At 59.8% G+C, this 24,860-nt stretch carries 28 protein-coding genes; 10 read left to right on the top strand and 18 right to left on the bottom strand.

Annotation, left to right across the window (positions count from 1 at the left end):
• Positions 1–14: 14 nt before the first annotated feature.
• Positions 15–305, bottom strand: a complete 291-nt coding sequence (locus J2Y39_RS14805; protein WP_016772316.1) for a YheV family putative zinc ribbon protein — start codon at positions 303–305, stop codon at positions 15–17.
• Positions 302–2,380 (bottom strand): oligopeptidase A, encoded by a 2,079-nt coding sequence (prlC, locus tag J2Y39_RS14800; protein ID WP_310218459.1) that lies wholly within the window; start codon positions 2,378–2,380, stop codon positions 302–304. Before prlC ends, J2Y39_RS14805 begins: the two co-directional genes overlap by 4 nt.
• A 62-nt stretch (positions 2,381–2,442) precedes the next feature.
• Here prlC and J2Y39_RS14795 point away from each other — a divergent pair, with 62 nt between their 5' ends.
• Together J2Y39_RS14795 and J2Y39_RS14790 are read left to right on the top strand one after the other, a co-directional pair.
• A complete protein-coding gene (locus tag J2Y39_RS14795; protein ID WP_016772314.1) occupies positions 2,443–2,988 on the top strand; it encodes a gamma carbonic anhydrase family protein in 546 nt (181 codons plus the stop codon).
• Between the two features lie 28 nt (positions 2,989–3,016).
• Positions 3,017–3,667 (top strand): HAD family hydrolase, encoded by a 651-nt coding sequence (locus J2Y39_RS14790; RefSeq protein ID WP_024015022.1) that lies wholly within the window; start codon positions 3,017–3,019, stop codon positions 3,665–3,667.
• A gap of 99 nt (positions 3,668–3,766) precedes the next feature.
• Here J2Y39_RS14790 and J2Y39_RS14785 read toward each other — a convergent pair whose 3' ends face one another.
• Positions 3,767–4,843 carry an aminopeptidase gene (locus tag J2Y39_RS14785; protein WP_095182276.1) on the bottom strand — a complete coding sequence of 359 codons (1,077 nt, stop codon included), beginning with the start codon at positions 4,841–4,843 and terminating at the stop codon, positions 3,767–3,769.
• Between the two features lie 57 nt (positions 4,844–4,900).
• On the opposite strand from J2Y39_RS14785, the gene J2Y39_RS14780 reads away from it, so the two are divergent.
• Positions 4,901–5,323: a hypothetical protein gene (locus tag J2Y39_RS14780; RefSeq protein WP_252885100.1), complete on the top strand. Its 423-nt coding sequence runs from the start codon at positions 4,901–4,903 to the stop codon at positions 5,321–5,323.
• 40 nt (positions 5,324–5,363) lie between these two features.
• Positions 5,364–5,783: a hypothetical protein gene (locus J2Y39_RS14775; protein ID WP_150743242.1), complete on the top strand. Its 420-nt coding sequence runs from the start codon at positions 5,364–5,366 to the stop codon at positions 5,781–5,783.
• A gap of 4 nt (positions 5,784–5,787) precedes the next feature.
• Here J2Y39_RS14775 and J2Y39_RS14770 read toward each other — a convergent pair whose 3' ends face one another.
• Both J2Y39_RS14770 and J2Y39_RS14765 read right to left on the bottom strand, forming a co-directional pair.
• A complete protein-coding gene (locus tag J2Y39_RS14770; protein WP_252879192.1) occupies positions 5,788–6,027 on the bottom strand; it encodes a DUF1161 domain-containing protein in 240 nt (79 codons plus the stop codon).
• Positions 6,028–6,267: 240 nt separating this feature from the next.
• Complete coding sequence (locus J2Y39_RS14765; protein WP_016772308.1) at positions 6,268–6,699, bottom strand: OsmC family protein; 432 nt, start codon at positions 6,697–6,699, stop codon at positions 6,268–6,270.
• A gap of 240 nt (positions 6,700–6,939) precedes the next feature.
• On the opposite strand from J2Y39_RS14765, the gene J2Y39_RS14760 reads away from it, so the two are divergent.
• Positions 6,940–7,941 (top strand): LLM class flavin-dependent oxidoreductase, encoded by a 1,002-nt coding sequence (locus tag J2Y39_RS14760; protein WP_041476454.1) that lies wholly within the window; start codon positions 6,940–6,942, stop codon positions 7,939–7,941.
• A 164-nt stretch (positions 7,942–8,105) separates the two neighbouring features.
• Here the strand turns inward: J2Y39_RS14760 and J2Y39_RS14755 are convergent, their stop codons facing one another.
• Both J2Y39_RS14755 and J2Y39_RS14750 read right to left on the bottom strand, forming a co-directional pair.
• Positions 8,106–8,330 carry a DUF1161 domain-containing protein gene (locus tag J2Y39_RS14755; RefSeq protein WP_071173980.1) on the bottom strand — a complete coding sequence of 75 codons (225 nt, stop codon included), beginning with the start codon at positions 8,328–8,330 and terminating at the stop codon, positions 8,106–8,108.
• 129 nt (positions 8,331–8,459) lie between these two features.
• Positions 8,460–8,675 (bottom strand): dodecin, encoded by a 216-nt coding sequence (locus tag J2Y39_RS14750; protein WP_016772305.1) that lies wholly within the window; start codon positions 8,673–8,675, stop codon positions 8,460–8,462.
• A gap of 166 nt (positions 8,676–8,841) precedes the next feature.
• Here J2Y39_RS14750 and J2Y39_RS14745 point away from each other — a divergent pair, with 166 nt between their 5' ends.
• Complete coding sequence (locus tag J2Y39_RS14745; protein ID WP_039757078.1) at positions 8,842–9,168, top strand: YqjD family protein; 327 nt, start codon at positions 8,842–8,844, stop codon at positions 9,166–9,168.
• On the opposite strand, the gene J2Y39_RS14740 is transcribed toward J2Y39_RS14745, so the two are convergent.
• The gene (locus tag J2Y39_RS14740; RefSeq protein ID WP_310218448.1) at positions 9,141–10,058 is read right to left on the bottom strand and encodes a LysR family transcriptional regulator; all 918 of its coding nucleotides are present in this window, start codon (positions 10,056–10,058) and stop codon (positions 9,141–9,143) included. The two genes, J2Y39_RS14745 and J2Y39_RS14740, sit on opposite strands and share 28 nt — an antisense overlap.
• A gap of 113 nt (positions 10,059–10,171) precedes the next feature.
• Between J2Y39_RS14740 and trpB the strand changes: the two genes are divergently transcribed.
• Positions 10,172–11,404: a tryptophan synthase subunit beta gene (trpB, locus tag J2Y39_RS14735; RefSeq protein WP_016772302.1), complete on the top strand. Its 1,233-nt coding sequence runs from the start codon at positions 10,172–10,174 to the stop codon at positions 11,402–11,404.
• The gene (trpA, locus tag J2Y39_RS14730; protein ID WP_076564881.1) at positions 11,404–12,213 is read left to right on the top strand and encodes a tryptophan synthase subunit alpha; all 810 of its coding nucleotides are present in this window, start codon (positions 11,404–11,406) and stop codon (positions 12,211–12,213) included. Before trpB ends, trpA begins: the two co-directional genes overlap by 1 nt.
• Positions 12,214–12,270: 57 nt before the next feature.
• Here the strand turns inward: trpA and J2Y39_RS14725 are convergent, their stop codons facing one another.
• The 10 genes from J2Y39_RS14725 to J2Y39_RS14680 form a co-directional block, all read right to left on the bottom strand.
• Positions 12,271–14,232: a DUF4105 domain-containing protein gene (locus J2Y39_RS14725; RefSeq protein ID WP_041476451.1), complete on the bottom strand. Its 1,962-nt coding sequence runs from the start codon at positions 14,230–14,232 to the stop codon at positions 12,271–12,273.
• On the bottom strand, positions 14,229–14,549 hold the full coding sequence (locus J2Y39_RS14720; RefSeq protein ID WP_041476450.1) for a DUF2388 domain-containing protein: 321 nt from the start codon (positions 14,547–14,549) through the stop codon (positions 14,229–14,231). The genes J2Y39_RS14725 and J2Y39_RS14720 overlap by 4 nt, the downstream gene beginning before the upstream one ends.
• Before the next feature lie 27 nt (positions 14,550–14,576).
• On the bottom strand, positions 14,577–14,894 hold the full coding sequence (locus J2Y39_RS14715) for a DUF2388 domain-containing protein (RefSeq protein WP_041476449.1): 318 nt from the start codon (positions 14,892–14,894) through the stop codon (positions 14,577–14,579).
• Between the two features lie 108 nt (positions 14,895–15,002).
• A complete protein-coding gene (locus J2Y39_RS14710) occupies positions 15,003–15,320 on the bottom strand; it encodes a DUF2388 domain-containing protein (RefSeq protein ID WP_016772298.1) in 318 nt (105 codons plus the stop codon).
• A gap of 333 nt (positions 15,321–15,653) precedes the next feature.
• Positions 15,654–15,869 carry a DUF1127 domain-containing protein gene (locus J2Y39_RS14705; RefSeq protein WP_007911656.1) on the bottom strand — a complete coding sequence of 72 codons (216 nt, stop codon included), beginning with the start codon at positions 15,867–15,869 and terminating at the stop codon, positions 15,654–15,656.
• A gap of 321 nt (positions 15,870–16,190) precedes the next feature.
• The gene (locus tag J2Y39_RS14700) at positions 16,191–17,684 is read right to left on the bottom strand and encodes an acetyl-CoA hydrolase/transferase family protein (protein WP_071173986.1); all 1,494 of its coding nucleotides are present in this window, start codon (positions 17,682–17,684) and stop codon (positions 16,191–16,193) included.
• Between the two features lie 214 nt (positions 17,685–17,898).
• Positions 17,899–19,332, bottom strand: a complete 1,434-nt coding sequence (locus J2Y39_RS14695) for an NAD(P)(+) transhydrogenase (Re/Si-specific) subunit beta (protein ID WP_041476447.1) — start codon at positions 19,330–19,332, stop codon at positions 17,899–17,901.
• Positions 19,332–19,652, bottom strand: a complete 321-nt coding sequence (locus tag J2Y39_RS14690; RefSeq protein WP_003220416.1) for an NAD(P) transhydrogenase subunit alpha — start codon at positions 19,650–19,652, stop codon at positions 19,332–19,334. Before J2Y39_RS14690 ends, J2Y39_RS14695 begins: the two co-directional genes overlap by 1 nt.
• Positions 19,653–19,667: 15 nt before the next feature.
• On the bottom strand, positions 19,668–20,789 hold the full coding sequence (locus J2Y39_RS14685) for a Re/Si-specific NAD(P)(+) transhydrogenase subunit alpha (RefSeq protein ID WP_041476446.1): 1,122 nt from the start codon (positions 20,787–20,789) through the stop codon (positions 19,668–19,670).
• Between the two features lie 434 nt (positions 20,790–21,223).
• Positions 21,224–22,123, bottom strand: a complete 900-nt coding sequence (locus J2Y39_RS14680) for a LysR family transcriptional regulator (RefSeq protein WP_095182267.1) — start codon at positions 22,121–22,123, stop codon at positions 21,224–21,226.
• A 157-nt stretch (positions 22,124–22,280) separates the two neighbouring features.
• On the opposite strand from J2Y39_RS14680, the gene J2Y39_RS14675 reads away from it, so the two are divergent.
• Together J2Y39_RS14675 and J2Y39_RS14670 are read left to right on the top strand one after the other, a co-directional pair.
• On the top strand, positions 22,281–23,462 hold the full coding sequence (locus tag J2Y39_RS14675) for an acyl-CoA dehydrogenase (protein ID WP_024015035.1): 1,182 nt from the start codon (positions 22,281–22,283) through the stop codon (positions 23,460–23,462).
• A gap of 14 nt (positions 23,463–23,476) precedes the next feature.
• A complete protein-coding gene (locus tag J2Y39_RS14670) occupies positions 23,477–24,697 on the top strand; it encodes a CaiB/BaiF CoA-transferase family protein (protein WP_310218438.1) in 1,221 nt (406 codons plus the stop codon).
• The last annotated feature ends 163 nt before the right edge of the window (positions 24,698–24,860 follow it).

Here is a 24,860-nt window from a genome sequence, read left to right as displayed (position 1 = left end):
GGCAGCGGTCGTTGTCATTGTTGCTCGTCGGGCTTTTTCTTCAACTTGGGGTTGGGGAAGAACTGCACCGCCTGAACCTTTTTGTCGGCGGCAGGCTTCAGCGCGCTGGTATTGACCCGCGTGCCCAGCTCTTTGGGCACCGACAGGCCTTGCTCGTTGAGCGTGTCGGAGTAACCGCAGGCCACGCATTCGCGGTGCGGCACGCCGTCTTCGTTCCACATCATCAACTTGTCCGGCTCGCTGCACGCCGGGCAGACCGCCCCGGCGATGAAGCGCTTCTTGGTGATCACAGGGCCGTCGCTCATGCTGCCGCGTCCTCACTCAGGCCGCTGTGGCGAAGCAGCGCGTCGATCGACGGCTCACGGCCCCGGAAGTCGACGAACAGCACCATCGGTGCCTGGGAACCGCCGCGCGCCAGAATCGCTTCACGGAACGCACGACCGGTTTCAGCGTTGAGCACGCCGTCCTCCTCGAATTTCGAGAAGGCGTCGGCGGACAACACTTCGGCCCACTTGTAGCTGTAGTAACCGGCTGCGTAACCGCCGGCGAAAATGTGCGCAAAGCTGTTAGGGAAGCGGTTGTACGCCGGTGGACGCATCACCGACACCTCGTCACGCACGCCCTCCAGCACTTGGGCCACGCTGCGGCTATCGCCGTGGGTGGCGTGCAGTTCGAAGTCGAACAGCGAAAACTCCAGCTGACGCACCATCATCAGCCCGGACTGGAAATTCTTCGCCGCGAGCATTTTTTCCAGCAGGTCCTGCGGCAGTGGCTCGCCGGTCTCGTAGTGGCCGGAGATCAGCGCGAGGCCTTCCGGCTCCCAGCACCAGTTTTCCATGAACTGGCTCGGCAGCTCGACCGCGTCCCAGGCCACGCCGTTGATGCCGGATACGCCAGCGTGTTCGACGCGGGTCAGCAGGTGATGCAGGCCGTGGCCGAACTCGTGGAACAGGGTGGTCACTTCATCGTGGGTCAGCAGCGCAGGCTTGCCGCTGTCGGCCGGGGTGAAGTTGCACACCAGATTGGCCACCGGGCTTTGCAGCACGCCGTCGACGGTGCGACGACGGTCGCGGGCGCCGTCCATCCATGCGCCGCCACGCTTGTTGGCGCGGGCATACAGGTCGAAGAAGAAGCGGCCGACGTGCTGGCCGTTTTCCTTGATCTCGAACAGGCGGACGTCCGGATGCCAGGTGTCGAAGCCTTTCTGCTCGGCGATCTCGATGCCGTACAAACGCTGGACGATGGCGAACAGACCGCTCAGGACCTTATCGATCGGGAAGTAGGCACGCAGGGTTTCCTGGGCGACGCTGTAACGCTGCTCGCGAAGTTTTTCACCGTAGAAACCACTGTCCCAGCTTTGCAGATCGGCGCAGCCCTGTTCGGCAGCGTAAGCGCGCAGCTGTTGCAGATCCTGCGCGGCGAACGGCTTGCTGCGCTGGGCCAGATCCCGCAGGAAGCTCAGCACCTGATCGCTGGATTCGGCCATTTTCGTCGCCAGGCTCAGCTCGGCGAAACTGGCGAAGCCCAGCAGTCGGGCCAATTCCTGGCGCAGGTCGAGGATCTCTTCCATCACCGGGCCGTTGTCGTTCTGGCCAGCATTCGGGCCTTGATCCGAGGCACGGGTGCAGTAGGCGGCGTAGACTTCTTCGCGCAGCGCGCGGTCTTGCGCGTAGGTCATCACCGCGTAATAGCTGGGGAATTCCAGAGTGATCAACCAGCCATCCAGACCTTTGGCCTGGGCGGCGGCAGCCATTTGCGCCTTGGCTGAATCGGTCAGGCCGGCGAGGGCGGCTTCATCGGTAATGTGTTTGGTCCACGCCTGAGTGGCGTCGAGCAATTGGTTGGAGAAGCGGCTGCCGAGCTCGGACAGCTTGCTCTGCACTTCGGCGTAACGTTTCTGCTCGGCTTCCGGCAGGTCGATACCCGACAGGCGGAAATCGCGCAGGGCGTGTTCCAGAATGGTTTTTTGCGCGACGTCGAAACTGGCAGCTTCCGGACTGTTGGCCAGCGCTTCATACGCCTGGAACAGTTCGCGGTTCTGGCCCATCTCGGTGGAGTAGGCGCTCAGAGCCGGCAGGCACGACTCGTAGGCTTCACGCAATTCGGCGCTGTTGCACACGGCGTTAAGATGGCTGACCGGGCTCCATGCCGCACCGAGGCGATCGTTGAGTTCGTCCATCGCCAGCACCAGACCGGCCCATGTCGGGTTCTTGCCCTGGGTCTTGAGAATTTCGGCGATGGCGGCGCGGTTGTCCGCGAGGATGGTTTCGATGGCGGGCAGGACGTGTTCGGCACGGATCGTGGAGAACGGCGGCAGGTCGTAGGACTGCAAAAGAGGGTTGTTCACGCTCACGGTTGGCACCTTGGCTGGAAGAAACATGCGCCCATCTTAATTACAATCGACACTCACCGCAGCTATCGGCGACAGAGAGAGAACTAATCGTGTCCCTTCGCAAATATCAGAATCACACCCCACGCCTGAGCAACGGCGCATTCGTCGACGGTTCGGCGGTGGTGATCGGCGACGTCGAAATTGGCGCAGACAGCTCGGTCTGGCCGCTGACGGTGATCCGTGGCGACATGCACCGCATCCGCATCGGTGCGCGCACCAGCGTGCAGGACGGCTGTGTGCTGCACATCACCCACGCCGGCCCGTTCAACCCGGACGGTTTTCCCTTGCTGATCGGCGATGATGTGACCATCGCCCACAAGGTCATGCTGCACGGCTGCACCGTTGGCAGCCGCGTATTGATCGGCATGGGCAGCATCGTCATGGACGGTGCCGTGGTGGAAGACGATGTGATCATCGGCGCCGGCAGCCTGGTGCCGCCGGGCAAGCGCCTGCAGAGCGGCTTCCTGTATGTCGGCAGCCCGGTCAAGCAAGTGCGCCCGCTGACCGACAAGGAAAACGCCTTCTTCACCTACAGCGCGGCGAATTACGTCAAGCTCAAGGACCTGCATCTGGCCGAAGGCTACGACCAGCTCTGAATCGCCTTACACCTGCTCGGGAATTTCCATGCACTACCAGACTGTACTGTTCGACCTCGATGGCACCCTGACCGACCCGCGTGAGGGCATCACCCGCTCAATTCAATTTGCCTTGGCCAATCTCGGCATCGACGAGCCGGACCTGAGCAAACTGGAACACTTCATCGGCCCGCCGCTGCTGCAAGCGTTCATGCAGTTTTACGACTTCGACGAGGCCAAGGCCTGGGAAGCGGTGAATTTCTACCGTGAGCGCTTCAAGGTGACCGGCCTCTATGAGAATCGGGTGTTCGACGGGGTCACGCCGTTGCTGGAAACCTTGAGCGGGCAGGGGCGGCAGTTGTACATCGCCACCTCCAAACCGTGGGTGTTCGCCCGCGAGATCGCCCGGCACTTCGACTTCGCCCGCCACTTCAAGGTGATCTACGGCAGCGAGCTGGACGGCACGCGGACCAACAAGGTTGAGTTGATTGCGCACTTGCTTGAGGAAGAACGCCTGGACCCGGCGCAGACCCTGATGATCGGCGATCGCAAGCACGACCTGATCGGCGCGCGCAGCAATGGCCTGGATGCGGCGGCGGTGGGCTATGGGTTCGGCAGTTTTGAAGAACTGAATGCCGAGGCGCCGGCTTATCACTTTGAAACCTTGGACGAGTTGCATCAGGCGTTTTTGCAGCGCTGATGAAATAGCCTTCGCGAGCAGGCTCGCTCCCACAGAGGCAGCGCGATCCAATGTGGGAGCGAGCCTGCTCGCGAAAGAGCCGTTATGCCTCCGAGTTCCTTAGGACTGGGCCAGCGCTTCCAGCGCCGCCTTACGCTCATCAACCGGCAACCGTCCCAACCGCTCAACCTCGGCATAAAACCTCAGCCAATCCCCATCCATTTGCCTGAACAGCGCCGCAAACGCCGGCACCCACTGGTCATACAACCCGAACGGCAACAATCGCGCGTTGTTCAGTGGCGCATTGACCCAAGCGTCATAGCGTTTGTCCCCGGCCCACTGACTGTCGCGCGTTGCCTGATACTCCCGGCGCAAGCGCTCGAATTCAGCTGCTTTGTGCTCACGCATTTGCTCAACCGACAGCGGCTGCGCATACAGCTTCTCCAGTCGTGAGCGCGTGGCGAGTACCAGTTCGATGAATTGGTCACGCTGCTTGAGCCTCGCATCCGACTCTGCCGGTAGCCCGCGAAAGGCGCGCCATTGCCGCGTGCCTTCCTGCTCGACGAAGGTGGCGAATGACTCGTTGAACTCGGTGTCGTCCTTCACATAGAACTTCTGGTGCGCCAGCTCATGAAAGATCAGTGTGGCCAGTCGTTCATCGCCCCAGCCCATCATCGAATTGAGGATCGGGTCATTGAACCAGCCGAGCGTCGAGTACGCCTCGACCCCGCCGATCGACACGTCCATGCCCTGCAAGCGTTGAATCGCCGCTTCGCCACGGGCTGCGCTCTGGCTGTAGTAGCCGCGATAGGCCACGCAGCCGGCAATCGGGAAGCAGTGATTCTGCGGTGTCAGGGAGAACTCTTGAGTAGCGAACACATTCCACACCACGTAGGGGCGATGGATATCGGCGTAAAGGCGATAGCTCTGGTTATCCGGCAAATGCAGATGCTCGCTGGCAAAGGTACGGGCCTTTTGTGATTGAGCCAGATGCGCGCGCAATTTGGCATCGCGGCTGGGGTCGGCAATGACCTTCTCCACCGGCTCCCGGGCGCGCAGCAATTGCAATTGGCCGCTGGCGAGCTGGCTGTAATAGCTGACGCTGGCGCAACCGTTGAGCAACAAAAACAATACACCCGGAAACAAAATCGGAAAAACGCGATCAAGTAACCCAAGGCTGGAAAACGGCCTGATCAAAATAAGAAATTCCCCGGAAAGTCTGCCCAAGACTATCCCGCCTCAAGGAGCACCGCTATGCGCATGTTGATGCTGACAGGAGGCCTGCTGACGCTGGCCGGTTGTGCCGGATTCGGAATGCCCGACCCCGACCCTTCGCAAGCCTGGATCGATCTTGACGCTCGCCAACACGACACGGCGCTGCAAGCCGTACAAGTCGATGCCACCCAGGCCATCGACAAACGCTATTTCGAAGTGCAGCCCGGCAGCCATGAGCTGAAGGTGCGCTATCAATTTCCGGTCGAAGCCACCAACATCGGCCCGACTGCCGAACCGCTGTGGCGCGATTGCCAGTTGAGCGTGAAATTCAAGGATTTCAATGCCGGCCAGCGCTATCAGCTGCAGGCGGGCAGCATCGGCTTCCGGCCTTGGGCCAAGCTGTATGACGAACAGCGCAAGGTTGTCGGTCAGGGCACACCGGCGGGCTGTCAGAGCAGTTGATCGGCGCTATGCTGGCTATTCGAATCTGCGGATATCCATCATGCGTACCTTGCTACTGTTGCTCGTTGTCGGTCTTGTCGCCGGTTGCCAGACGCCATTGCCACCGGTTGACCCGCACATGGCCTGGGTCGACTTCTCTACGCCAAGCCCCGGCGGCAAGTTGCTGATGGCCGAGCGTCTCGATAACCAGCGCTTGAGCGACGGGCGCTTCTTTCAGGTGACGCCCGGCAGCCACGAGCTGCGGGTGCGTTTCGACTTCGAAGTGTTTGGCGGTGGTGGCAGTCTGCTCACCGGCCCGGTGGAGCGTTTGTGTTATCTGACGATCCGCTATGACCACTTCGAGGCCGGCCAGCGTTATCTCTTGGAAGGCCGCTCGCTGGCGTTTACGCCGAGCGCGCGTTTGTACAATGCCAAGCGCGAGATCGTTGCTGAAGACCGCGAGTTCCACTGCATCATCTAGCGCTTCAGCTGTCGTTTTTCTGGTAGATGATCCGTTTGGTGCCGTTCTCGCAAGAACCGACGATCATGGCTGAGTCATGCTGCTTCGCCTCCTCCGCCGTGATGATTTCCAGGGTGTACGTAGGGACCGCTTTCGCCTGAATTTTGACCTCGATTTCCTTTTTGAGCTTTTCGCAGTCCTTGGGGGCTGCGAAAGCGGAAGTGGCCAGTGCACTGCAAAGGATCGCCAAGCCAATACGTTTCATCGATGAAGCTCCTTGAGGCAGCGCGCACGGGTGTGCGCTGAAGCTGCTGTCGATTATTCGACCACAATTCTGCAGAGCGGGTTCTGACTTTGCTCACACCTTGTATTAATTGCCGGCCGCTGAGCAGGTTTCGAGACTGCCTTCGCGAGCAGGCTCGCTCCCACACTGGATCTGCGACGTGCACAAATCCCCTGTGGGAGCGAGCCTGCTCGCGAAGGCGTCAGCCCGGCAAACGCCGAATCAGCTGACCAGCGAAGCCTCAAGCGTGATCTTCGCATTCAGCACCTTGGAAACCGGGCAACCTTCCTTGGCCTTGTTGCTCAGTTCTTCAAACTGCTGCTGAGTTGCGCCTGGAATCTTCGCCTTGAGAATCAGCTTTACCGCAGTGATTGCGAAGCCGCCGTCAACCTGATCGAGGGTGACTTCAGCGTTGGTGTCGATGCTGTCTGCCTTCAGGCCGGCATCGCCGAGAATCATCGAAAACGCCATGGAGAAGCAGCCGGCGTGAGCCGCGCCGATCAGTTCTTCCGGGTTGGTGCCCTTGCCGCCCTCAAAGCGCGCCTTGAAGCCGTACGGTGCTTCCCGCAGTACGCCGGTTTCGGTGGAGATCGAGCCGAGACCGGTTTTCAGATCGCCTTCCCAATGCGCCGATGCCTTTTTCACGATAGCCATGTCTGCCTCCTCAAATGTGGCGCGGAACGCCGCGCCGTCGCGGTTTTTACTAGCAAGGCTTCTGAGGATAGACGGCGGAACAAAGTTCAGCCTGGCTGAATCGTTGACTTTTTTAGTAGGAAATTTCGTCGCTGCTATTGAATCTCGGGTATATGCCCTCATTCCATAAAACACGCTTATGGATTTGGCAGGTTTTCGCTCGCAAGAAAAACCTGCCTCCCCACCCGGAGATGCAGGTTCATGAAAAAACTGTCCGACGTAAAATTTTCCACCCTCGACCTGGTGCCAGTGCGCGAAAACGGCAGCGCAGCGCAATCGTTGCGCAACTCGCTGGATCTGGCGCAGCATGCCGAGAAATTCGGCTACACGCGCTTCTGGGTCGCCGAACATCACAACATGGACGGCATCGCCAGTTCGGCAACTTCGGTGTTGCTCGGTTATCTGGCCGGAGGCACGTCGACCATCCGCGTCGGTTCCGGCGGGGTAATGCTGCCCAACCATGCGCCGCTGGTGATCGCCGAGCAGTTCGGCACCCTCGAGAGCCTGTACCCGGGACGGATCGACCTGGGTCTGGGTCGCGCGCCCGGCTCTGACCAGATGACCGCCCGCGCCTTGCGCCGTGAGCGCTCGGGCAGCGCTGACGACTTCCCTGAAGACGTTGCCGAACTGATGCGCTACCTCGGCCCGCGCACCCCGGAGCAACGGGTGATCGCCATGCCCGGCACCGGCACCAACGTGCCGATCTGGCTGCTCGGCTCAAGCCTGTTCAGTGCGCAATTGGCGGGTGAGCGCGGCTTGCCTTACGCCTTCGCCTCGCACTTCGCGCCGCGCTTCATGCACGAGGCGATCCGCATCTACCGCAACCACTTCAAACCGTCGGCGGTGCTCGACAAACCGTACGTAATGCTCGGCGTGCCGCTGGTGGCCGCCGATACCGATGAGCAAGCCGATTACCTGGCGACGTCTGTGTACCAGCGCATTCTTGCGCTGATGCGTGGTCAGAGTCTCGTGCAGCGTCCGCCGGTGAAAACCATGGACGGTCTGTGGCTGCCCCATGAACGTGAAGCGGTGGGCGATTTCCTCGGCCTCGCCATGGTCGGCGGCCCGCAGAAGATCCGCGCCAAACTGGAAGTGTTGATCGAGCAGACCCAGGCGGATGAGCTGATTTTCACCAGTGATCTTTACGAACACGCCGATCGCATCCATTCCTACGAATTGCTGGCCCAAGTCATGAAGGGATAACGCGAACCCTTGTAGGAGCTGTCGAGTGCAACGAGGCTGCGATCTTTGGATTATGATTTGAAATCAAGATCAAAAGATCGCAGCGTCCCGCAGCTCCTACCCGGAAAATCATCGTCCACAAAAAAGCCGACGCATCCACGTCGGCTTTTGTATTTCAGGTGCAATCAACCTCGCTTGTAGACGATGTCCTTGCTGCCGCCTTCGCAACTGCCGACGACGTCGCCATCAGCGGCCGCACCCTTGTCGACAACTTCCAGCGAATAACCGGATACGCCCTTGGCGTCGAGCTTCGCGGCGATTTCGCTTTTCAGCTCTTCACATGGCTTGCCGGCTGCAAACGCACCACCCGCAAGGCTCAACAAACCTACTGCCAACATGAACTTCTTCATCGGTCGCACTCCCTGGTCGGATTGAATGAGGCGGGCATCGGGTCATCCACCCGATGCGCTCACCTTGTAGCGCTTTGCCATTCCCTATGGCACTCGGCCAGCGCGCAAGTTCAGAAGACTAGCTCAAACTCAGCTGGCGGCAATCTTGAAGCCGACTTTCAGCGTGACCTGAAAGTGCGCCACCTGGCCGTTTTCGATATGGCCACGGGTTTCGGTCACTTCGAACCATTCCAGATTGCGCAGGGTTTTGTTGGCTTCGGCCAGTGCGTTGTTGATGGCGTCTTCGATGCTGGTGGTGGACGAACCGACCAGCTCGACTTTCTTGTACGTGTGATGGTCACTCATGGCGTTCTCCTTGGGTTGGAATGGCGTGTGAAATTGAGCCTAGCAGGCAATTGCACTGTTGATTTCGGCGGCGCTGCGCTGCCGAAGTTCAGAATTTCTGCACTTTCTCGACATGCTGAAGTCCCAACCAACACACGCCACTCATCACCAATGCAGGAGAGCCACCATGGCCAACACCTCTTTACGTAAAGCCTCGTTGCAAAGCATGGAAGCCGAGATCGAGAGTCTGCTCAAATCGTTGGAAAGCTTGAAAGACGATGCTTCGGACGAGTCGCGCAAGACCCTCAAGGCGCTGAAAAGCAATGCCGAAAGTGCACTGAAACATTCCCGTCATCTGCTCAGCGACGCGTACGAAGAAGTCAAAGTGAAAACCCGCGAGACCGGCATTGCCACTCGTGACTATGCGCAGGAACACCCATGGACCACGGCTGGCGTGGCTGTCGGTGCAATCGGTCTGCTCGCTGCCTACTTTTTGTTCAAGCGCGGTGAGTGATCAGGCTGGCGCAGCTCGTTTTTGAGCCACTGCGCCAGTTGCCGGGCGCGCCCGTCCGCGGCGCGCTTGGGTAGCCACAACGCCAGTTGCGCCGGGGTTTCGCAGAAGCCCCATGGCGCAACCAGGCGTCCTGCCTTCAGATCTTCGATTACCAACGGCTCCGGTGCGATTGCCACGCCGAGACCTGCAACAGCCGCCTCCAGCAAATAATACAAATGCTCAAAACCTTGCCCGAGCTTCAACGCCTTGGGATCGAGGTGGTTTTGCTGCGCCCAGCTGGGCCAGGCTTGTGGGCGGGAAGTGGTATGCAGTAAGGGCTGCTCGAGCAATTCTGCGCCAGGAGCGTCGTGCAGGTTCTGATAACCGCTGAATAACGGGCTCATCACCGGGCCGATGCGTTCCGCCGCCAGTTCGTAGACCTGCATATCGGCCGGCCACGGTGGCTCGGCGAACAGCAATAGCGCATCAAGGCCCGGGCGCCGAGGATCGAGATCGCCTTCACCGGCCGACAGGTGCAAGCGCAGATCAGGCAAATCGGCATTCAGCCGTCCCAGACGCGGAATGAACCAGCGCGCCAGCAGACTCCCCGAACAACCAAGCACGAACGGCGCATCGGCAGTGCTTTGGGTCAATTCCGCACAAACAGTGCGCAAGCGATCGAACGCCTCAGCGCTGGCATCGCGCAGACGCACGCCGGCATCTGTGAGTTTCAAGCCGCGCCCGTCCTTGACGAACAGGCTCACGCCGAGATGTTCTTCAAGCGCTTTCAGCTGGCGGCTGACAGCGCCGTGAGTGACATGCAGCTGCTCGGCAGCCTGACTGACGCTGTTCAGACGGGCGGTGGCCTCGAAGGCGCGCAAGGCATTGAGCGGGGGAAGGTCGTGGCTCATGGTATCTGTGAGTTTTCCTGACAGGTTGTGGCGATCTTATCGGTTTTCAGCCTGGAAAGTCAGGGGTAGAGTGGTCGTCATTGTCTTCTGACCGAATTCACCTGGAGCGACCCATGACCCAGACTTCGAACACCTCTGATCTGCGTAACGGCCCTGACGCCAACGGCCTGTTTGGTGCATTCGGTGGCCGTTATGTAGCGGAAACCCTGATGCCGTTGATCCTTGACCTGGCTCGCGAATACGAAGCGGCCAAGGAAGATCCGGCATTCAAAGAAGAATTGGCCTACTTCCAGCGTGATTACGTCGGACGTCCGAGCCCGCTGTATTTCGCCGAACGCCTGACCGAGTTCTGCGGCGGCGCCAAGATCTACCTCAAGCGTGAAGAGCTGAATCACACCGGCGCGCACAAGATCAACAACTGCATCGGCCAGATCCTGCTGGCGCGGCGCATGGGCAAAAAGCGCATCATCGCCGAGACCGGCGCCGGCATGCACGGCGTGGCCACGGCCACCGTTGCTGCGCGTTTCGGTCTCGATTGCGTGATCTACATGGGCACCACCGACATCGAACGTCAGCAGGCCAACGTCTTCCGCATGAAGCTGCTGGGCGCTGAAGTCATTCCGGTCGTGGCCGGCACCGGCACCCTGAAAGACGCGATGAACGAAGCCCTGCGTGACTGGGTGACCAACGTCGACAACACCTTCTACCTGATCGGCACCGTGGCCGGCCCACACCCTTATCCAGCAATGGTCCGCGACTTCCAGGCCGTCATCGGCAAGGAAACCCGCGATCAGCTGCAGGCTCAAGAAGGTCGTCTGCCGGACAGTCTGGTGGCATGCATCGGTGGCGGTTCCAACGCCATGGGCCTGTTCCACCCGTTCCTCGATGACAAGAGCGTGGAGATCATCGGTGTCGAAGCCGCCGGTTACGGCATCGAAACCGGCAAGCACGCGGCCAGCCTCAACGGCGGGGTGCCGGGCGTGCTGCACGGTAACCGCACTTTCCTGCTGCAGGACGACGATGGGCAGATCATCGACGCCCATTCGATCTCCGCCGGCCTCGACTATCCGGGCATCGGTCCTGAACACGCCTGGTTGCATGACATCGGCCGCGTCCAGTACACCTCGGTAACCGATGACGAAGCGCTTGAAGCGTTCCACAAATGCTGCCGTCTGGAAGGGATCATTCCTGCCCTGGAAAGCGCCCACGCTCTGGCCGAAGTGTTCAAACGTGCACCGAAGCTGCCGAAGGATCACCTGATGGTGGTCAATCTCTCGGGCCGTGGTGACAAGGACATGCAAACCGTGATGCACCATATGCAACAGTCGCAGCAGGAGAAACACTGATGAGCCGCCTGCAAACCCGCTTTGCCGACCTCAAGCAACAGAACCGCGCCGCGCTGGTGACCTTCGTCACCGCTGGTGATCCTGACTACGACACTTCGCTGGCAATCCTCAAAGGCCTGCCTGCCGCAGGTGCCGACGTGATCGAACTGGGCATGCCGTTCACCGATCCGATGGCCGATGGCCCGGCGATCCAGCTGGCCAACATTCGCGCCCTGGGCGCCAAACAGAATCTGGCGAAAACCCTGCAAATGGTGCGCGAATTCCGTGAAAGCAACAGCGACACGCCGCTGGTGTTGATGGGTTACTTCAACCCGATTCACAAATTCGGCGTCGAGCGTTTCATCGCAGAAGCCAAGGATGCCGGCGTCGATGGCCTGATCGTGGTCGACATGCCACCAGAGCACAATGAAGAACTGTGCGACCCGGCGCAGGCTGCCGGGCTGGATTTCATCCGCCTGACCACGCCGACCACCGACGACGCGCGTCTGCCGCGTGTGCTCAACGGCAGTTCCGGTTTTGTCTACTACGTGTCGGTCGCGGGTGTCACCGGCGCCGGTGCAGCGACTCTGGAACACGTGGAAGAGGCGGTTGCACGTCTGCGTCGGCATACCGACCTGCCGATCAGCATTGGCTTCGGTATCCGTACACCGGAGCAGGCTGCGGCCATCGCGCGTCTGGCTGACGGTGTGGTGGTGGGCTCGGCGCTGATTGATCACATCGCCAGTGCCGATACGCCTGAGCAGGCCATCGATGGCGTGTTGAGTCTGTGTTCGGCGCTGTCCCAAGGCGTGCGCAAGGCTCGCGTCTAAGGCCGCAGGGGAAAACAAAAAGGCTTCAGAACAGGCGTTCTGAAGCCTTTTTTGTGCTCAGGGCAATTGCAGTCCGCCCGAAGCCTTGTGCAGTTTGCGCAAATGCTCGCCAATCTGCTTGACGTTGGCCTCGCTGGCGGCAATCTCGGCGGCGCGCTTGGGTTCGAGCAGCTTGCGCACTTCAGTATCGAGGTCGCCGGACAGGGCGAGCAGCTTCTTCTGCCGCTGGCTGCTTTCCGCTTCCAGTCGGCCAAACTCGCTCGGCTGGGGCAGTCCGTAACCTTTAGAGTCGAGCAGTTCCGCCGGGCGGCTGAGGAAACCACTGTTGGCGAGAATCTCCTGCAAGGTCGCGTTGGCCTTGTCCATGCCGCCGTTTTCCAGCTCGCGGGCGCCGAGGTAACGTTGCTTGACCTCATCCTGTGCCAGCAACAACTGTCGGCGGAAACTCGCCTGCTCAAGCAGCAACAGCGCCGCGCTGGTGCGCAGGTCGGCGCGGTCGAACCATTCGCGGCGTTGCTCAGCGCTGAGTGACAGCCAGTCTTCGACAGTGGTCTGCTTGATCGGCAGCTGCTTCTTCAATACATCGAACATCGCTTGATAGCGATCGCGGAACGAGTCGAAGCGGTAACCCAGACGCAGCGCTTCTTTCGGATCGTCGAGCACACTGGTGTCGGCCAGACCACGGCCCTTGAGCACTTCCAGCAAGCCGTTGGGCATGATGCTGTCGAGGCCGACCAGTTGGCTGTTATTGCTGCCGCTGCGCAACAGTTTCAAACCCTCTACCGCGCAGTTGTTGGACAGGAAGAAATAGTTGCCGTCGTAGCTCCAGTGCATCTCGGCGGCATGTTCGACCACGCCCTCGATCTCCTCGCGAGACAGGTTCAGCGGCACTGAAGCGAGGCTGCGCAGCTCGGTCTTGGTGTACTCGTCGATCACCTGTGCCAGCGGCAACACGAACAGCCGCGACGGGTATTTGCCGACCAGTCCATCCCAGCTCGACAGCTGCACATCGCCAACGAAGGCGCGATAGGACAGCACCAGGTGCTGGTCAAGGTCGAGGCGGCAATCCGGACCGCGCGGGCGACCGGGGGCGCAGATCACCAGGCGCAACATGCTGTGGCCCCAGCGACTGACCCAGTTCTGATTGGCCTCGGCCAGCAGGTAATCGACAGCGTAGACGCGCTCCGGATCGACTTGCCCCAGAGGCTGCTTGGCGAAGTCATTGCCCGCATTGAGAAAGGCAAAGCTCTTGCTGCAGGTGTCCTGCGCTGGCGGCGCCCAGCCGAAATGTTCCTTGTAGTAGCGATACAACGCCGGGCGGCGGCAGGCGTAGCTCGGGTCGAGGAGGAAGTACTCCATGTTGACCGCAACGAACTCCTTGGGGCTGGAAATCTCGTAGAGATCCGGGCTGCGCGCGATCTGGCGGTTGTGTTGTTCACGCTCGCCACGGCGGCCGACGTACTGTTGCCACCCGGCGAGGTCAAGCAGGCGCGGGTCGTCGCTGATGGTGAAGCGCCGACGGTTCTGCCCGCGACACTCATCGGGAATACCGATCAGCCCGGCGCTGTTGAAGCGTCGGGTGCAGCGCTGGATCAACGTGCGTTCGGCGCTTGGCCATAAACGCGCGCGGTCGTAGATATGCGTGATTTCGTGCAGCACTGTGGCTAGCAGTTCCTGGCGCACAGTGCCGTGGGGGCGATTTGTTTTCTCTTTCGCCGCGCTGCCATCGGTGAGAGCTGCGAGAAGCTTGCGATTCAGATCAAGTTCGGCAACCAGCGTCGCCTGCCCGTAAGCATTGGCCGGCATGTCGTCGGTCCAGCCGACATCGATACGCCGATCCAGCCGCTCGATGAAGCTCGGCGGCAGTTTCGCCATGGCCTCATCGATCAGCGCCTGACTGGCCTGTTGTTGAGCGGGGCTCAGACCCTCGGTCTTGAGCCGCAATTGCAGGCCGGCGTGGGCGCTGTTGCCAAGCAGCAACAACGCCCCGGCCAGCAGCCAGGCGCCAACGGACCTCACAGTGCGAGGATGGCTTCGGCGAGTACCTGATCACTGGCGTCGCGCGCTTCCGGCACCCGTGTACGCAATGTGTTGAGAGCGGCCTCGAGGTGCGCGCCACGGATGTCGCCGTTGCTGGCGACGAAACTGGCGGCGTCGTCGTGGGCTTCGCGGATGATTTTCGAATCGCGAATCGACGTGGTGGTATCGGAAGTGAAATCGATGCTGCGCTGGGAGGCACGAACGATGATGTTACTGGTGGCTACCAGGGTGTGCGCCTGGGCCACATCGGCCAACACAAACAGGCCAAGGGCGGCAGCAATCAGCGGGCTACGCATGGAACGACTCCGGAAGGACAAGGATAACTATTGGACGAGAATTGCCTCTGCCAGTTCAAGGTCGCTGGCATGAAGTTTCGGCCGGGTTTTGCGCAGGTAATGCAGCGCGGACTCCAGCCGTGCGCCTCGCCATTCACCGTCACTGGCGACGAAGGCGGCCGCGTCATCATGGGCGGCGCGCAGCAGTTTACGGTCGAACGGCGCAGAAGACACCATGCTGGTGGCGTAACCGCTGACAACCGTGCCTTGGGTCGATGCATTGAAAGCATCGAAGGCGTTGACAGACATCGCCCAGCAGGCGGTGAATAGAGTAGAAGAGATGAGCAAAGTTGGAAGAAAGCGCATGGGACTCGACAACTGTTAGCGAGCCTGAAGGCTAGCGCAAATGCCCGGGCCAGAGCCAGCGTTGAAACATCGGGACACGGCTGGCGTGTCCCGCAATACCGCAAGCGATCAGAGCGTCAGAATGGCCTGAGCCAATTGGGCATCGGTGGCATTGAGTTGTGGCGCCTGATGGCGGATGTGATCGAGCGCACTTTCCAGCTTTACCCCACGGATATCGCCTTCGCTGGCCACGAAGCTGGCGGCATCGTCGCGGGCGGCGAGGACGATCTTGTCGTCACGGAACGAGGAGGTCACATCGGAAGTGGCGTCGGAAGTGGCTTTCAGCGCGCCGACGATCGAGTCGGTGGTGACGATGAAACTGGTAGCACTGGCGTTGGCAGCCACGGCCAGCAGAGCGGCGGCACTGAGCAGGCGAAGACGGGTCATGATGTAACTCCTTTGGATAAACCGTAGTGAGAGGTGGCTCGGTATCTGAGGAGTCAGACGCCTGTTGCGCAACGTTCGCCACGTTCTGCATGGATATTAGGCTGCCAAATCCGGTTCGCCCAGTGGTGGCCAGTGATACTCCAAAGGTTCTGCATAACTGTACTGGTGTTATCTGGGGCTTTCGTGAATTGTACCTCTACTCATTCAGTTATACGTTTTAGAGCATTCAAGGCCCTGAAACGACAAAACCCGTCGTGGTTGCCCACGACGGGTTTTGCTTGTGCAATTCGGGTTGCTGGCGGTGGGTCTGACGACCAGAGCCAGCGACGCTGCTTAGCGCCAGAACGGCTTGCTCAGCTCTTCGTAGCGTTGTGCTTCGCTGATACCGGCGTCGGCCAGCAGACGCGAATCCAGACGGGCCAGTTGGTGGCGGCTGGAGATGCGGCGCTGCCACAACATCAGGTTGGCGATAACGCGCAGAGGCAGGGAAGCCTGGGTGTTTACAGCTTTGTCTTCGAAGAACAGTTCGGAACTGAGTGTACGTTCCATGGTTGACATCCTTCCGCTTGTGGCGGGATCAGGTAGTGGTTTGACTGGTGCCCATGATCCTCTCGTTTGCCTAGTCTCTGTAGATACAGTTCATTTGTATTGTGAGTGAGCAGTTAACTGTTTATGGGTGGTGTACGGGTCTAAATTGAGCAAACTGTACCTGTCTGCACTTGATTGGTGCATTTTGGCTTGTATCAGGGGGTTGAGTGGGGCTTTGCTGTAGGAAAAGACCGGTACAGCAGTACAGTTTTTGGTGATCGTGTTCTTTGCGAACATCCACCGACGCAAAACTGTGTTTGCCTCGGTGGTTATCTGTGTGAATCACACTGCCAGCATGCGCCCGGTTTCTTCCAGGTTCATATGCCAGCTCAGGGCTTCGCGCAGAATATGCGGGGTGTGACCGCCGATTGCACAGGCAGCGCTGAAGTAATCATTCAGTGCCTGGCGGAAGTCCGGATGCACGCAGTTGTCGATGATCACTCGTGCACGTTCCCGTGGCGCCAGGCCACGCAGGTCGGCGAGGCCGACTTCGGTCACCAGAATGTCGACGTCATGCTCGGTATGGTCGACGTGGCTGACCATCGGCACCACGCTGGAAATCGCGCCACCCTTGGCGATCGACTTGGTCACGAATACCGCCAGATGCGCATTGCGTGCGAAGTCGCCGGAACCGCCGATGCCGTTCATCATCCGCGTACCGCAGACATGGGTGGAGTTGACGTTGCCATAGATGTCGAACTCCAGCGCGGTGTTGATGCCAATGATACCCAGGCGCCGCACCACTTCCGGGTGATTGGAGATCTCCTGCGGCCGCAGAATCAGTTTGTCCTTGTACTTCTCCAGGTTGCCGAACACGTCGCTGTTGCGGCGCTCGGACAGGGTGATCGAACTGCCCGAGGCGAAGCTCAGCTTGCCGGCATCGATCAGGTCGAAGGTCGAATCCTGGAGCACTTCCGAGTACATGGTCAGGTCTTCGAACGGCGAGTCGATCAAGCCGCACATCACCGCGTTGGCGATGTTGCCGATGCCTGCCTGCAGTGGGCCAAGCTTGTTGGTCATGCGCCCGGCCGCGACTTCCTGCTTGAAAAAAGTGATCAGGTGTTCAGCGATGGCATTGGTGTCAACGTCCGGTACCGATACTGTGGATGGCGAGTCCGACTGCTGAGTGATGACAATCGCAACGATCTTCTCCGGTGGAATCGGGATCGCCGTGCTGCCGATGCGATCGTCGACTTTCACCAGCGGGATTGGCGTCCGCGTCGGGCGGTACGTCGGGATATAGATGTCGTGCAGGCCTTCGAGGTTGGCGTTGTGGGCCAGGTTGATCTCGACGATCACTTGTTTGGCGAAGATCGCGAAGCTGGCCGAGTTGCCCACCGAAGTGGTCGGCACGATATGGCCTTGTTCGGTGATGGCGACTGCCTCGATGACGGCGATGTCCGGCAGCTTCAATTGCTGGTTGCGCAACTGCTCGACCGTTTCCGAGAGATGCTGGTCAATGAACATCACTTCACCGGCGTTGATTGCCTTGCGCAACGTGCTGTCGACCTGAAACGGCATGCGCCGCGACAGCACGCCGGCCTCGGTCAGTTGCTTGTCGAGGTCGTTGCCCAGGCTGGCGCCAGTCATCAGGCTGATCTTCAGCGGCGTGACCTTGGCGCGCTCGGCCAGTGCGTGGGGAACGGCCTTGGCTTCGCCGGCGCGGGTGAAACCGCTCATGCCGACGGTCATGCCGTCCTCAATCAGAGCAGCGGCGTCGGCAGCGCTCATCACTTTATCCAACAACGAAGGCAGGCGAATACGGTCACGGTACATGGATTATTATCTCGGGCAACGAGTAGCAGGATGCGCAGTCTAGTGAATTTGGCCGGCGCCTGTCCCGCTACCAAGGTCGCAAACGAGGCCTCTATTTCGCGGGTTTGCAGTAAAACACCGTTACCGGATCTGCAACAACGCGGCAAATTGTCCAGCGTCTGGCGCAAACAAAAACGCCCCGACAAGTCGGGGCGTTCGCTATTGCAGTGGTGAATTACTCGACCGCTTTGACCATGTCTTCGATGACTTTCTTCGCATCGCCGAAAACCATCATGGTCTTGTCCAGATAGAACAGTTCGTTGTCCAGACCGGCATAGCCGCTGGCCATCGAGCGCTTGTTGACGATGATGGTCTTGGCCTTGAACGCTTCGAGAATCGGCATACCGGCAATCGGTGACTTCGGATCGTTCTTCGCGGCCGGGTTGACCACGTCGTTCGCGCCGAGCACCAGCACCACGTCGGCCTGACCGAACTCGGAGTTGATGTCTTCCATCTCGAACACCTGGTCGTAAGGCACTTCGGCCTCGGCGAGCAAAACGTTCATGTGCCCAGGCATCCGACCGGCCACCGGGTGAATCGCGTACTTCACGGTTACGCCGCGATGGGTCAGCTTCTCGGTCAATTCCTTCAGTGCGTGTTGTGCACGGGCCACTGCCAGACCGTAACCCGGGACGATGATCACGGTGTCGGCGTTGGTCAGCAGGAAGGTTGCGTCGTCAGCCGAGCCGGATTTCACCGGGCGGGCTTCCTGCGCACCGGCAGGACCTGCATCTGCCGTATTGCCGAAGCCACCGAGCAGCACATTAAAGAAGGACCGATTCATCGCCTTGCACATGATGTACGAGAGAATCGCACCGCTCGAACCCACCAGCGAGCCGGCAATGATCAACATCGAGTTGTTCAGCGAGAAGCCGATCCCCGCCGCCGCCCAGCCGGAATAGCTGTTGAGCATCGACACCACCACCGGCATGTCGGCGCCGCCGATCGGGATGATGATCAGCACGCCCATCACGAACGCCAGCGCCAGCATCAGTGCGAACGCCGTAAGGTTGCCGGTGAACATGAAAGTCAGACCGAGAACCAGCGTTGCCAGACCCAGAATCGCATTGAGCTTGTGCTGGCCACTGAACTGTACCGGTGCGCCCTGGAACAGGCGGAACTTGTACTTGCCCGAGAGCTTGCCAAAGGCAATCACCGAACCGGAGAAAGTGATCGCACCGATTGCCGCACCGAGGAACAGCTCCAGACGGTTGCCCGCCGGGATCGCATCGCCCAGCTGTTTGACGATACCCAACGACTGCGGCTCAACCACTGCCGCAATGGCAATGAACACCGCCGCGAGGCCGATCATGCTGTGCATGAACGCTACCAGTTCCGGCATCTTGGTCATTTCAACGCGTTTGGCCATGATCGAACCGGCGGTGCCGCCGACCAGCAGGCCAACGATCACATAACCGATGCCAGCCGTGGCCAGTTCAGCGCCCAACTTATAGATGAGGCCGACCGTGGTGATGATGGCCAGTGCCATGCCAAGCATGCCGAACAGGTTGCCGCGCCGCGAGGTGGTCGGGTGCGACAGGCCTTTGAGGGCCTGGATAAAGCAGATCGACGCGATCAGGTAGAGCGTCGTCACGAGATTCATGCTCATTACTTCGGCGCCTCTTCTTTTGCTTTCGGGGCTTTCTTCTTGAACATCTCAAGCATGCGGCGGGTGACCAGGAAGCCACCGAACACATTGACCGCCGCCAGTGCCACAGCCAGCGTGCCCATGGTCTTGCCCAAAGGCGTGACTGTCAGCGCAGCGGCGAGCATGGCGCCGACGATCACGATCGCCGAGATCGCGTTGGTGACTGCCATCAACGGCGTGTGCAGCGCAGGCGTAACGTTCCAGACCACGTGGTAACCGACATAAATCGCCAGCACGAAGATGATCAGGTTGTAGATACCGGGGGAGATAAGCTCTTCCATCGTCTGAATCCCTGCTTAGGCGTTTTTGCGGATGACTTGGCCGTCGCGGCACATCAGGCACGCGGCGACGATGTCGTCTTCGAGGTTGACGTCGAACTGGCCTTCCTTGGTGAACACCAGCTTGAGGAAGTCCAGCAGGTTGCGTGCGTACAGCGCCGAAGCGTCGGCGGCGACTTCACCGGCGAGGTTGGTCGGACCGACGATCGTCACACCGTTTTCCACAACGACCTGATCGGCGACGGTCAGCGGACAGTTGCCACCCTGAGCGGCCGCTAGGTCGATGACCACCGAGCCCGGCTTCATCTGCGCCACGGTCTCGGCGCTGAGCAGCGTCGGCGCTTTGCGGCCCGGAATCAGCGCGGTGGTGATGACGATATCGGCCTGCTTGGCGCGCTCGTGCACGGCCTGGGCCTGACGCTGCATCCAGCTCGCCGGCATCGGCCGCGCGTAACCGCCGACACCGACGGCGCATTCGCGCTCTTCATCGGTCTCGTAAGGCACGTCGACGAACTTCGCGCCGAGGGATTCGATCTGTTCCTTCACCGCTGGGCGCACGTCGGACGCTTCGATCACCGCACCCAGGCGTTTCGCCGTGGCAATCGCCTGCAAACCGGCCACGCCTGCGCCAAGAATCAGCACCCGCGCCGCTTTCACGGTACCCGCAGCAGTCATCAGCATCGGCATGAAGCGTGGGTAATAGTGAGCCGCGAGCAACACCGCTTTGTAGCCGGCGATATTCGCCTGCGACGACAACACATCAAGACTCTGCGCCCGCGAGGTGCGCGGCGCCGCTTCGAGGGCGAATGCGGTAATGCCGCATTCGGCCATCTTCGCGATGGTCTCGTTGTTGAACGGGTTGAGCATGCCCACGAGCACCGTGCCGCGCTTGATCAGCGGCAGTTCGGCATCGCTTGGCGCGACCACTTTGAGAATCAGCTCGGCGCCAAACGCGTCATTGGCGCTGCCAATGCTTGCGCCGGCCGCTTCATAGGCACTGTCGACGACACTGGCTTTGACGCCAGCGCCGCTTTGCACAGTGACCTTATGGCCTTGGCTGATCAGCTTCTTGATGGTTTCCGGGGTTGCAGCAACCCGTGTTTCACCGGTCTGGGTTTCGAGAGGAACACCAATGTGCACGTCAAATCTCCTGCGTGATCTTATTGAGTAAACCCATGCACTACGGATGGTGCGACTGGGGCGGCCGATCAGCACGATCCCGCCGAATCAGGGCGGGGCGCGGCATTTTGCAGGCGAACTTTATGCCCTTCAAGGGATTATGACGGGTGACGGAAAATTAACTACAAGTCATGCCGTGACCGAATGTCGCAGATGGCCAGTTGAACCCCTTGCAGGCCGTGCCCTGCAAGGATTCTGGCTGAATTTGAAAAAAATTCGCATCGGTGGCGTGAATAGGCAGCAATGAGTCGCCATTAGAGGCTCAAAGCCACGTGTTTGGCAGCTTGTGGGACGTCTGTACGACATTCGGATACAGTCTGCTCAGAAGCGACAAATAGTTATATCTGTAGGGCTTCGATTTTTCTGACTACGGGGTTATGTATTGCGCAAAGCCCTTATTCTTCTAGGCTGTAGCTCTGCGCCTGATTTACCAGCCAGTCACGAAATGCTTTCAGCGATGCCGATTCGACCTTTCGCTCCGGAATCATCAGGTAATAGGCCTTGATGCTGGAGAGCGCTTGAGAGTTGGCAACCACCAGACGTTTCTCTGTCAGCTCGCGCTGAATCAGAAAGGGCGGAATCAGCGCAACGCCCATGTCGTGCATGGCTGCCTGGGCAAGCATGGAGAATAGCTCGTAGCGTGGACCTGTCATGTCGCGCGGAATATTCAGCTGTTGCGAGTTGAACCATTGGCGCCAGGCGTAAGGTCGGGTGGTCTGCTGCAGCAGCGGTAGCTCGGCGATGGCTTGCGCTGTCAGCTGCGTGTGATCGCCGAGTAGGGCGGGGCTGCACACCGGCATCGGATTCTCGCCCATCAATCTGTGGGATTCGGTACCCGACCAGTCGGCGTCGCCGAAGTAAATCGCGGCATCGAATTCGGTGTCGGCAAACAGGAATGGCCGGGTGCGGTTGGTCAGGTTGACGGTCACTTCCGGGTGCTTGAGCTGGAAATCCTTGAGGCGTGGCAGCAGCCATTGCGTGCCGAAGGTCGGGACGACGGCGAGCTCGATGACGTTGGTGCCCTGCTGGCCCATCACCGAGAGGGTGTCGCGCTCCACCGCATCAAGCTGAGTCGCCACCCGACGACTGTAGGAAAGACCCGCCTCGGTCAGTTTCACTCCACGTCGCGAGCGTCGGAACAGTTCCACGCTGAGGAAATCTTCCAGGCTGGCGATCTGTCGGCAAATGGCGCCTTGGGTGAGCGACAGTTCTTCAGCAGCACGGGTAAAGCTCTCATGGCGGGCGGCAGCTTCGAAACTGATCAGGGCGGCGGTGCTGGGGATCTTCCTGCGCATGTACGTCAACCTCACTAATACGTCGCATAAAAGGCTATTCGCGACGGTACGGAGTGAGAAATTAGCACAACAGAATGCGAAATCCTCGTTTGCCCCGACGGCGAACCGCGCCTAGGATCAATGCCACGTTAATTCATCCGATTGCGAGGGCACACTCATGGGCGGTAAAGCTAGCTTCAACTGGATCGATCCCCTACTGCTGGATCAACAGCTCACCGAAGAAGAGCGGATGATCCGCGACACCGCCGCGCAGTTCGCTCAACAGAGTCTCGCCCCGCGTGTGCTCGAAGCTTTCCGTCATGAAAAGACCGACCCGGCAATCTTCCGCGAGATGGGTGAAGTCGGCCTGCTCGGTGCGACCATTCCCGAACAATACGGTGGCAGTGGTCTGAATTACGTCAGTTATGGCCTGATTGCCCGAGAGGTCGAGCGCGTCGACTCTGGCTATCGCTCGATGATGAGCGTGCAATCCTCATTGGTGATGGTGCCGATCAACGAATTCGGTACCGAAGCACAGAAGCAGAAGTACCTGCCGAAACTGGCTTCCGGCGAATGGATCGGTTGCTTCGGTCTGACCGAGCCGAACCACGGTTCCGATCCGGGCGCGATGATCAGCCGGGCGCGCAAGGTCGATGGCGGCTACAGCCTGACCGGCGCGAAGATGTGGATCACCAACAGCCCTATTGCTGACGTATTTGTGGTCTGGGCCAAGGATGATGCCGGCGATATCCGTGGATTCGTTCTGGAGAAAGGCTGGAAAGGTCTGAGCGCTCCGGCGATTCACGGTAAGGTCGGCCTGCGCGCTTCCATCACCGGCGAGATCGTCATGGACAATGTGTTCGTGCCGGAAGAAAACATCTTCCCGGACGTCCGAGGTCTGAAAGGTCCGTTCACCTGCCTCAACTCCGCACGCTACGGCATTTCCTGGGGGGCGCTGGGCGCGGCCGAGTTCTGCTGGCACACCGCGCGTCAATACACTCTGGATCGTCAGCAATTCGGTCGACCGTTGGCCGCGACTCAACTGGTACAGAAGAAACTCGCCGACATGCAGACCGAGATCACTCTGGCGCTGCAAGGTTGCCTGCGCTTGGGCCGGATGAAGGACGAAGGTACCGCCGCCGTTGAAATCACTTCGATCATGAAGCGCAACTCCTGCGGCAAGTCGCTGGATATTGCGCGGATGGCGCGCGACATGCTCGGTGGCAATGGTATCTCCGATGAGTTCGGCGTGGCCCGTCACCTCGTCAACCTGGAAGTGGTGAATACCTATGAAGGTACCCACGACGTTCACGCGCTGATCCTCGGGCGTGCGCAAACCGGTCTGCAGGCGTTCTATTAATAGGAGGGCGGACCATGGGCGCGCTGTCGCATCTACGGGTACTGGATTTATCGCGAGTGCTGGCCGGGCCTTGGGCCGGGCAAATCCTCGCCGACCTTGGCGCCGAAGTGATCAAAGTCGAGCGCCCGGGCAATGGTGATGATACCCGCGCCTGGGGCCCGCCCTTTCTTAAAGACGCTTACGGCGAGAACACATCGGAAGCGGCTTATTACCTCTCGGCAAACCGCAACAAGCAATCGGTGACCATCGACTTCACCCGGCCTGAAGGGCAGAAGCTGGTGCGCGACCTGGCGGCGAAGTCGGACATTCTGATCGAGAATTTCAAGGTGGGCGGTCTGGCGGCCTATGGTCTGGACTATGAGTCGCTAAGGGTTCTCAACCCGAATCTGATCTACTGCTCAATCACCGGCTTCGGCCAGACCGGCCCGTACGCGAAGCGCGCAGGGTATGACTTCATGATCCAGGGGCTTGGCGGCTTGATGAGCCTGACCGGCCGGCCTGACGGAGATGAGGGCGCCGGTCCGGTGAAAGTCGGTGTCGCGCTCACGGATATTCTTACTGGGCTGTATTCAACGGTGGCGATTCTCGCGGCGTTGGCTCATCGCGATCACGACGGTGGCGGCCAGCACATCGATATGGCGTTGCTGGATGTGCAGGTCGCGTGTCTGGCGAACCAGGCGATGAACTACCTGACCACGGGCAATGCGCCAAAGCGTCTGGGAAATGCGCATCCCAACATCGTGCCTTATCAGGACTTTCCTACGGCGAATGGTGACTTCATTCTTACCGTGGGTAATGACGGGCAGTTCCGCAAGTTCGCAGAGGTGGCTGGCCAACCGCAGTGGGCGGATGATCCGCGCTTCGCGACCAACAAGCTGCGGGTAGCGAACCGCGCGGTGCTGATCCCGTTGATCCGCCAAGCTACGGTCTTCAAGACCACGGCCGAGTGGGTTGCTCAACTGGAGCAGGCGGGTGTGCCTTGTGGGCCGATCAATGATCTGTCGCAGGTGTTTAAAGATCCCCAGGTGAAGGCGCGCGGTCTGGCGATAGAGCTGCCGCATGCATTGGCGGGGATGGTGCCTCAGGTGGCCAGCCCGATTCGATTGTCGGAGACGCCCGTTGAATATCTTCATGCGCCTCCTTTATTAGGTGAGCACACATTAGAGGTTCTGCAGCGGGTGCTGGGTCTGGGGGCAGGCGCGGTGGCTGCGTTGAAGGAGGAAGGCGTCCTTTAAGTCTTCTTCTATATAGAAGAAGCTCTTTTCTCATTTGATTGGATGTTTTTTAACCAATACGCAAGTTATTGAAAGAAAAGCGAAATTAACGGTTGACGGCAGATTCCAGAGGTCTATAATTCGCCCCACTTCCGGCGCAGTCGAAACGGAAAACTCCTTGAGA

Origin of the sequence: Pseudomonas sp. 2957 (assembly GCF_031456345.1) — a bacterium.
Taxonomy (GTDB): domain Bacteria; phylum Pseudomonadota; class Gammaproteobacteria; order Pseudomonadales; family Pseudomonadaceae; genus Aquipseudomonas; species Aquipseudomonas siliginis.
Note: the sequence above shows the minus strand (reverse complement) of the source record. Positions and strands in the feature narration are given on the sequence as shown.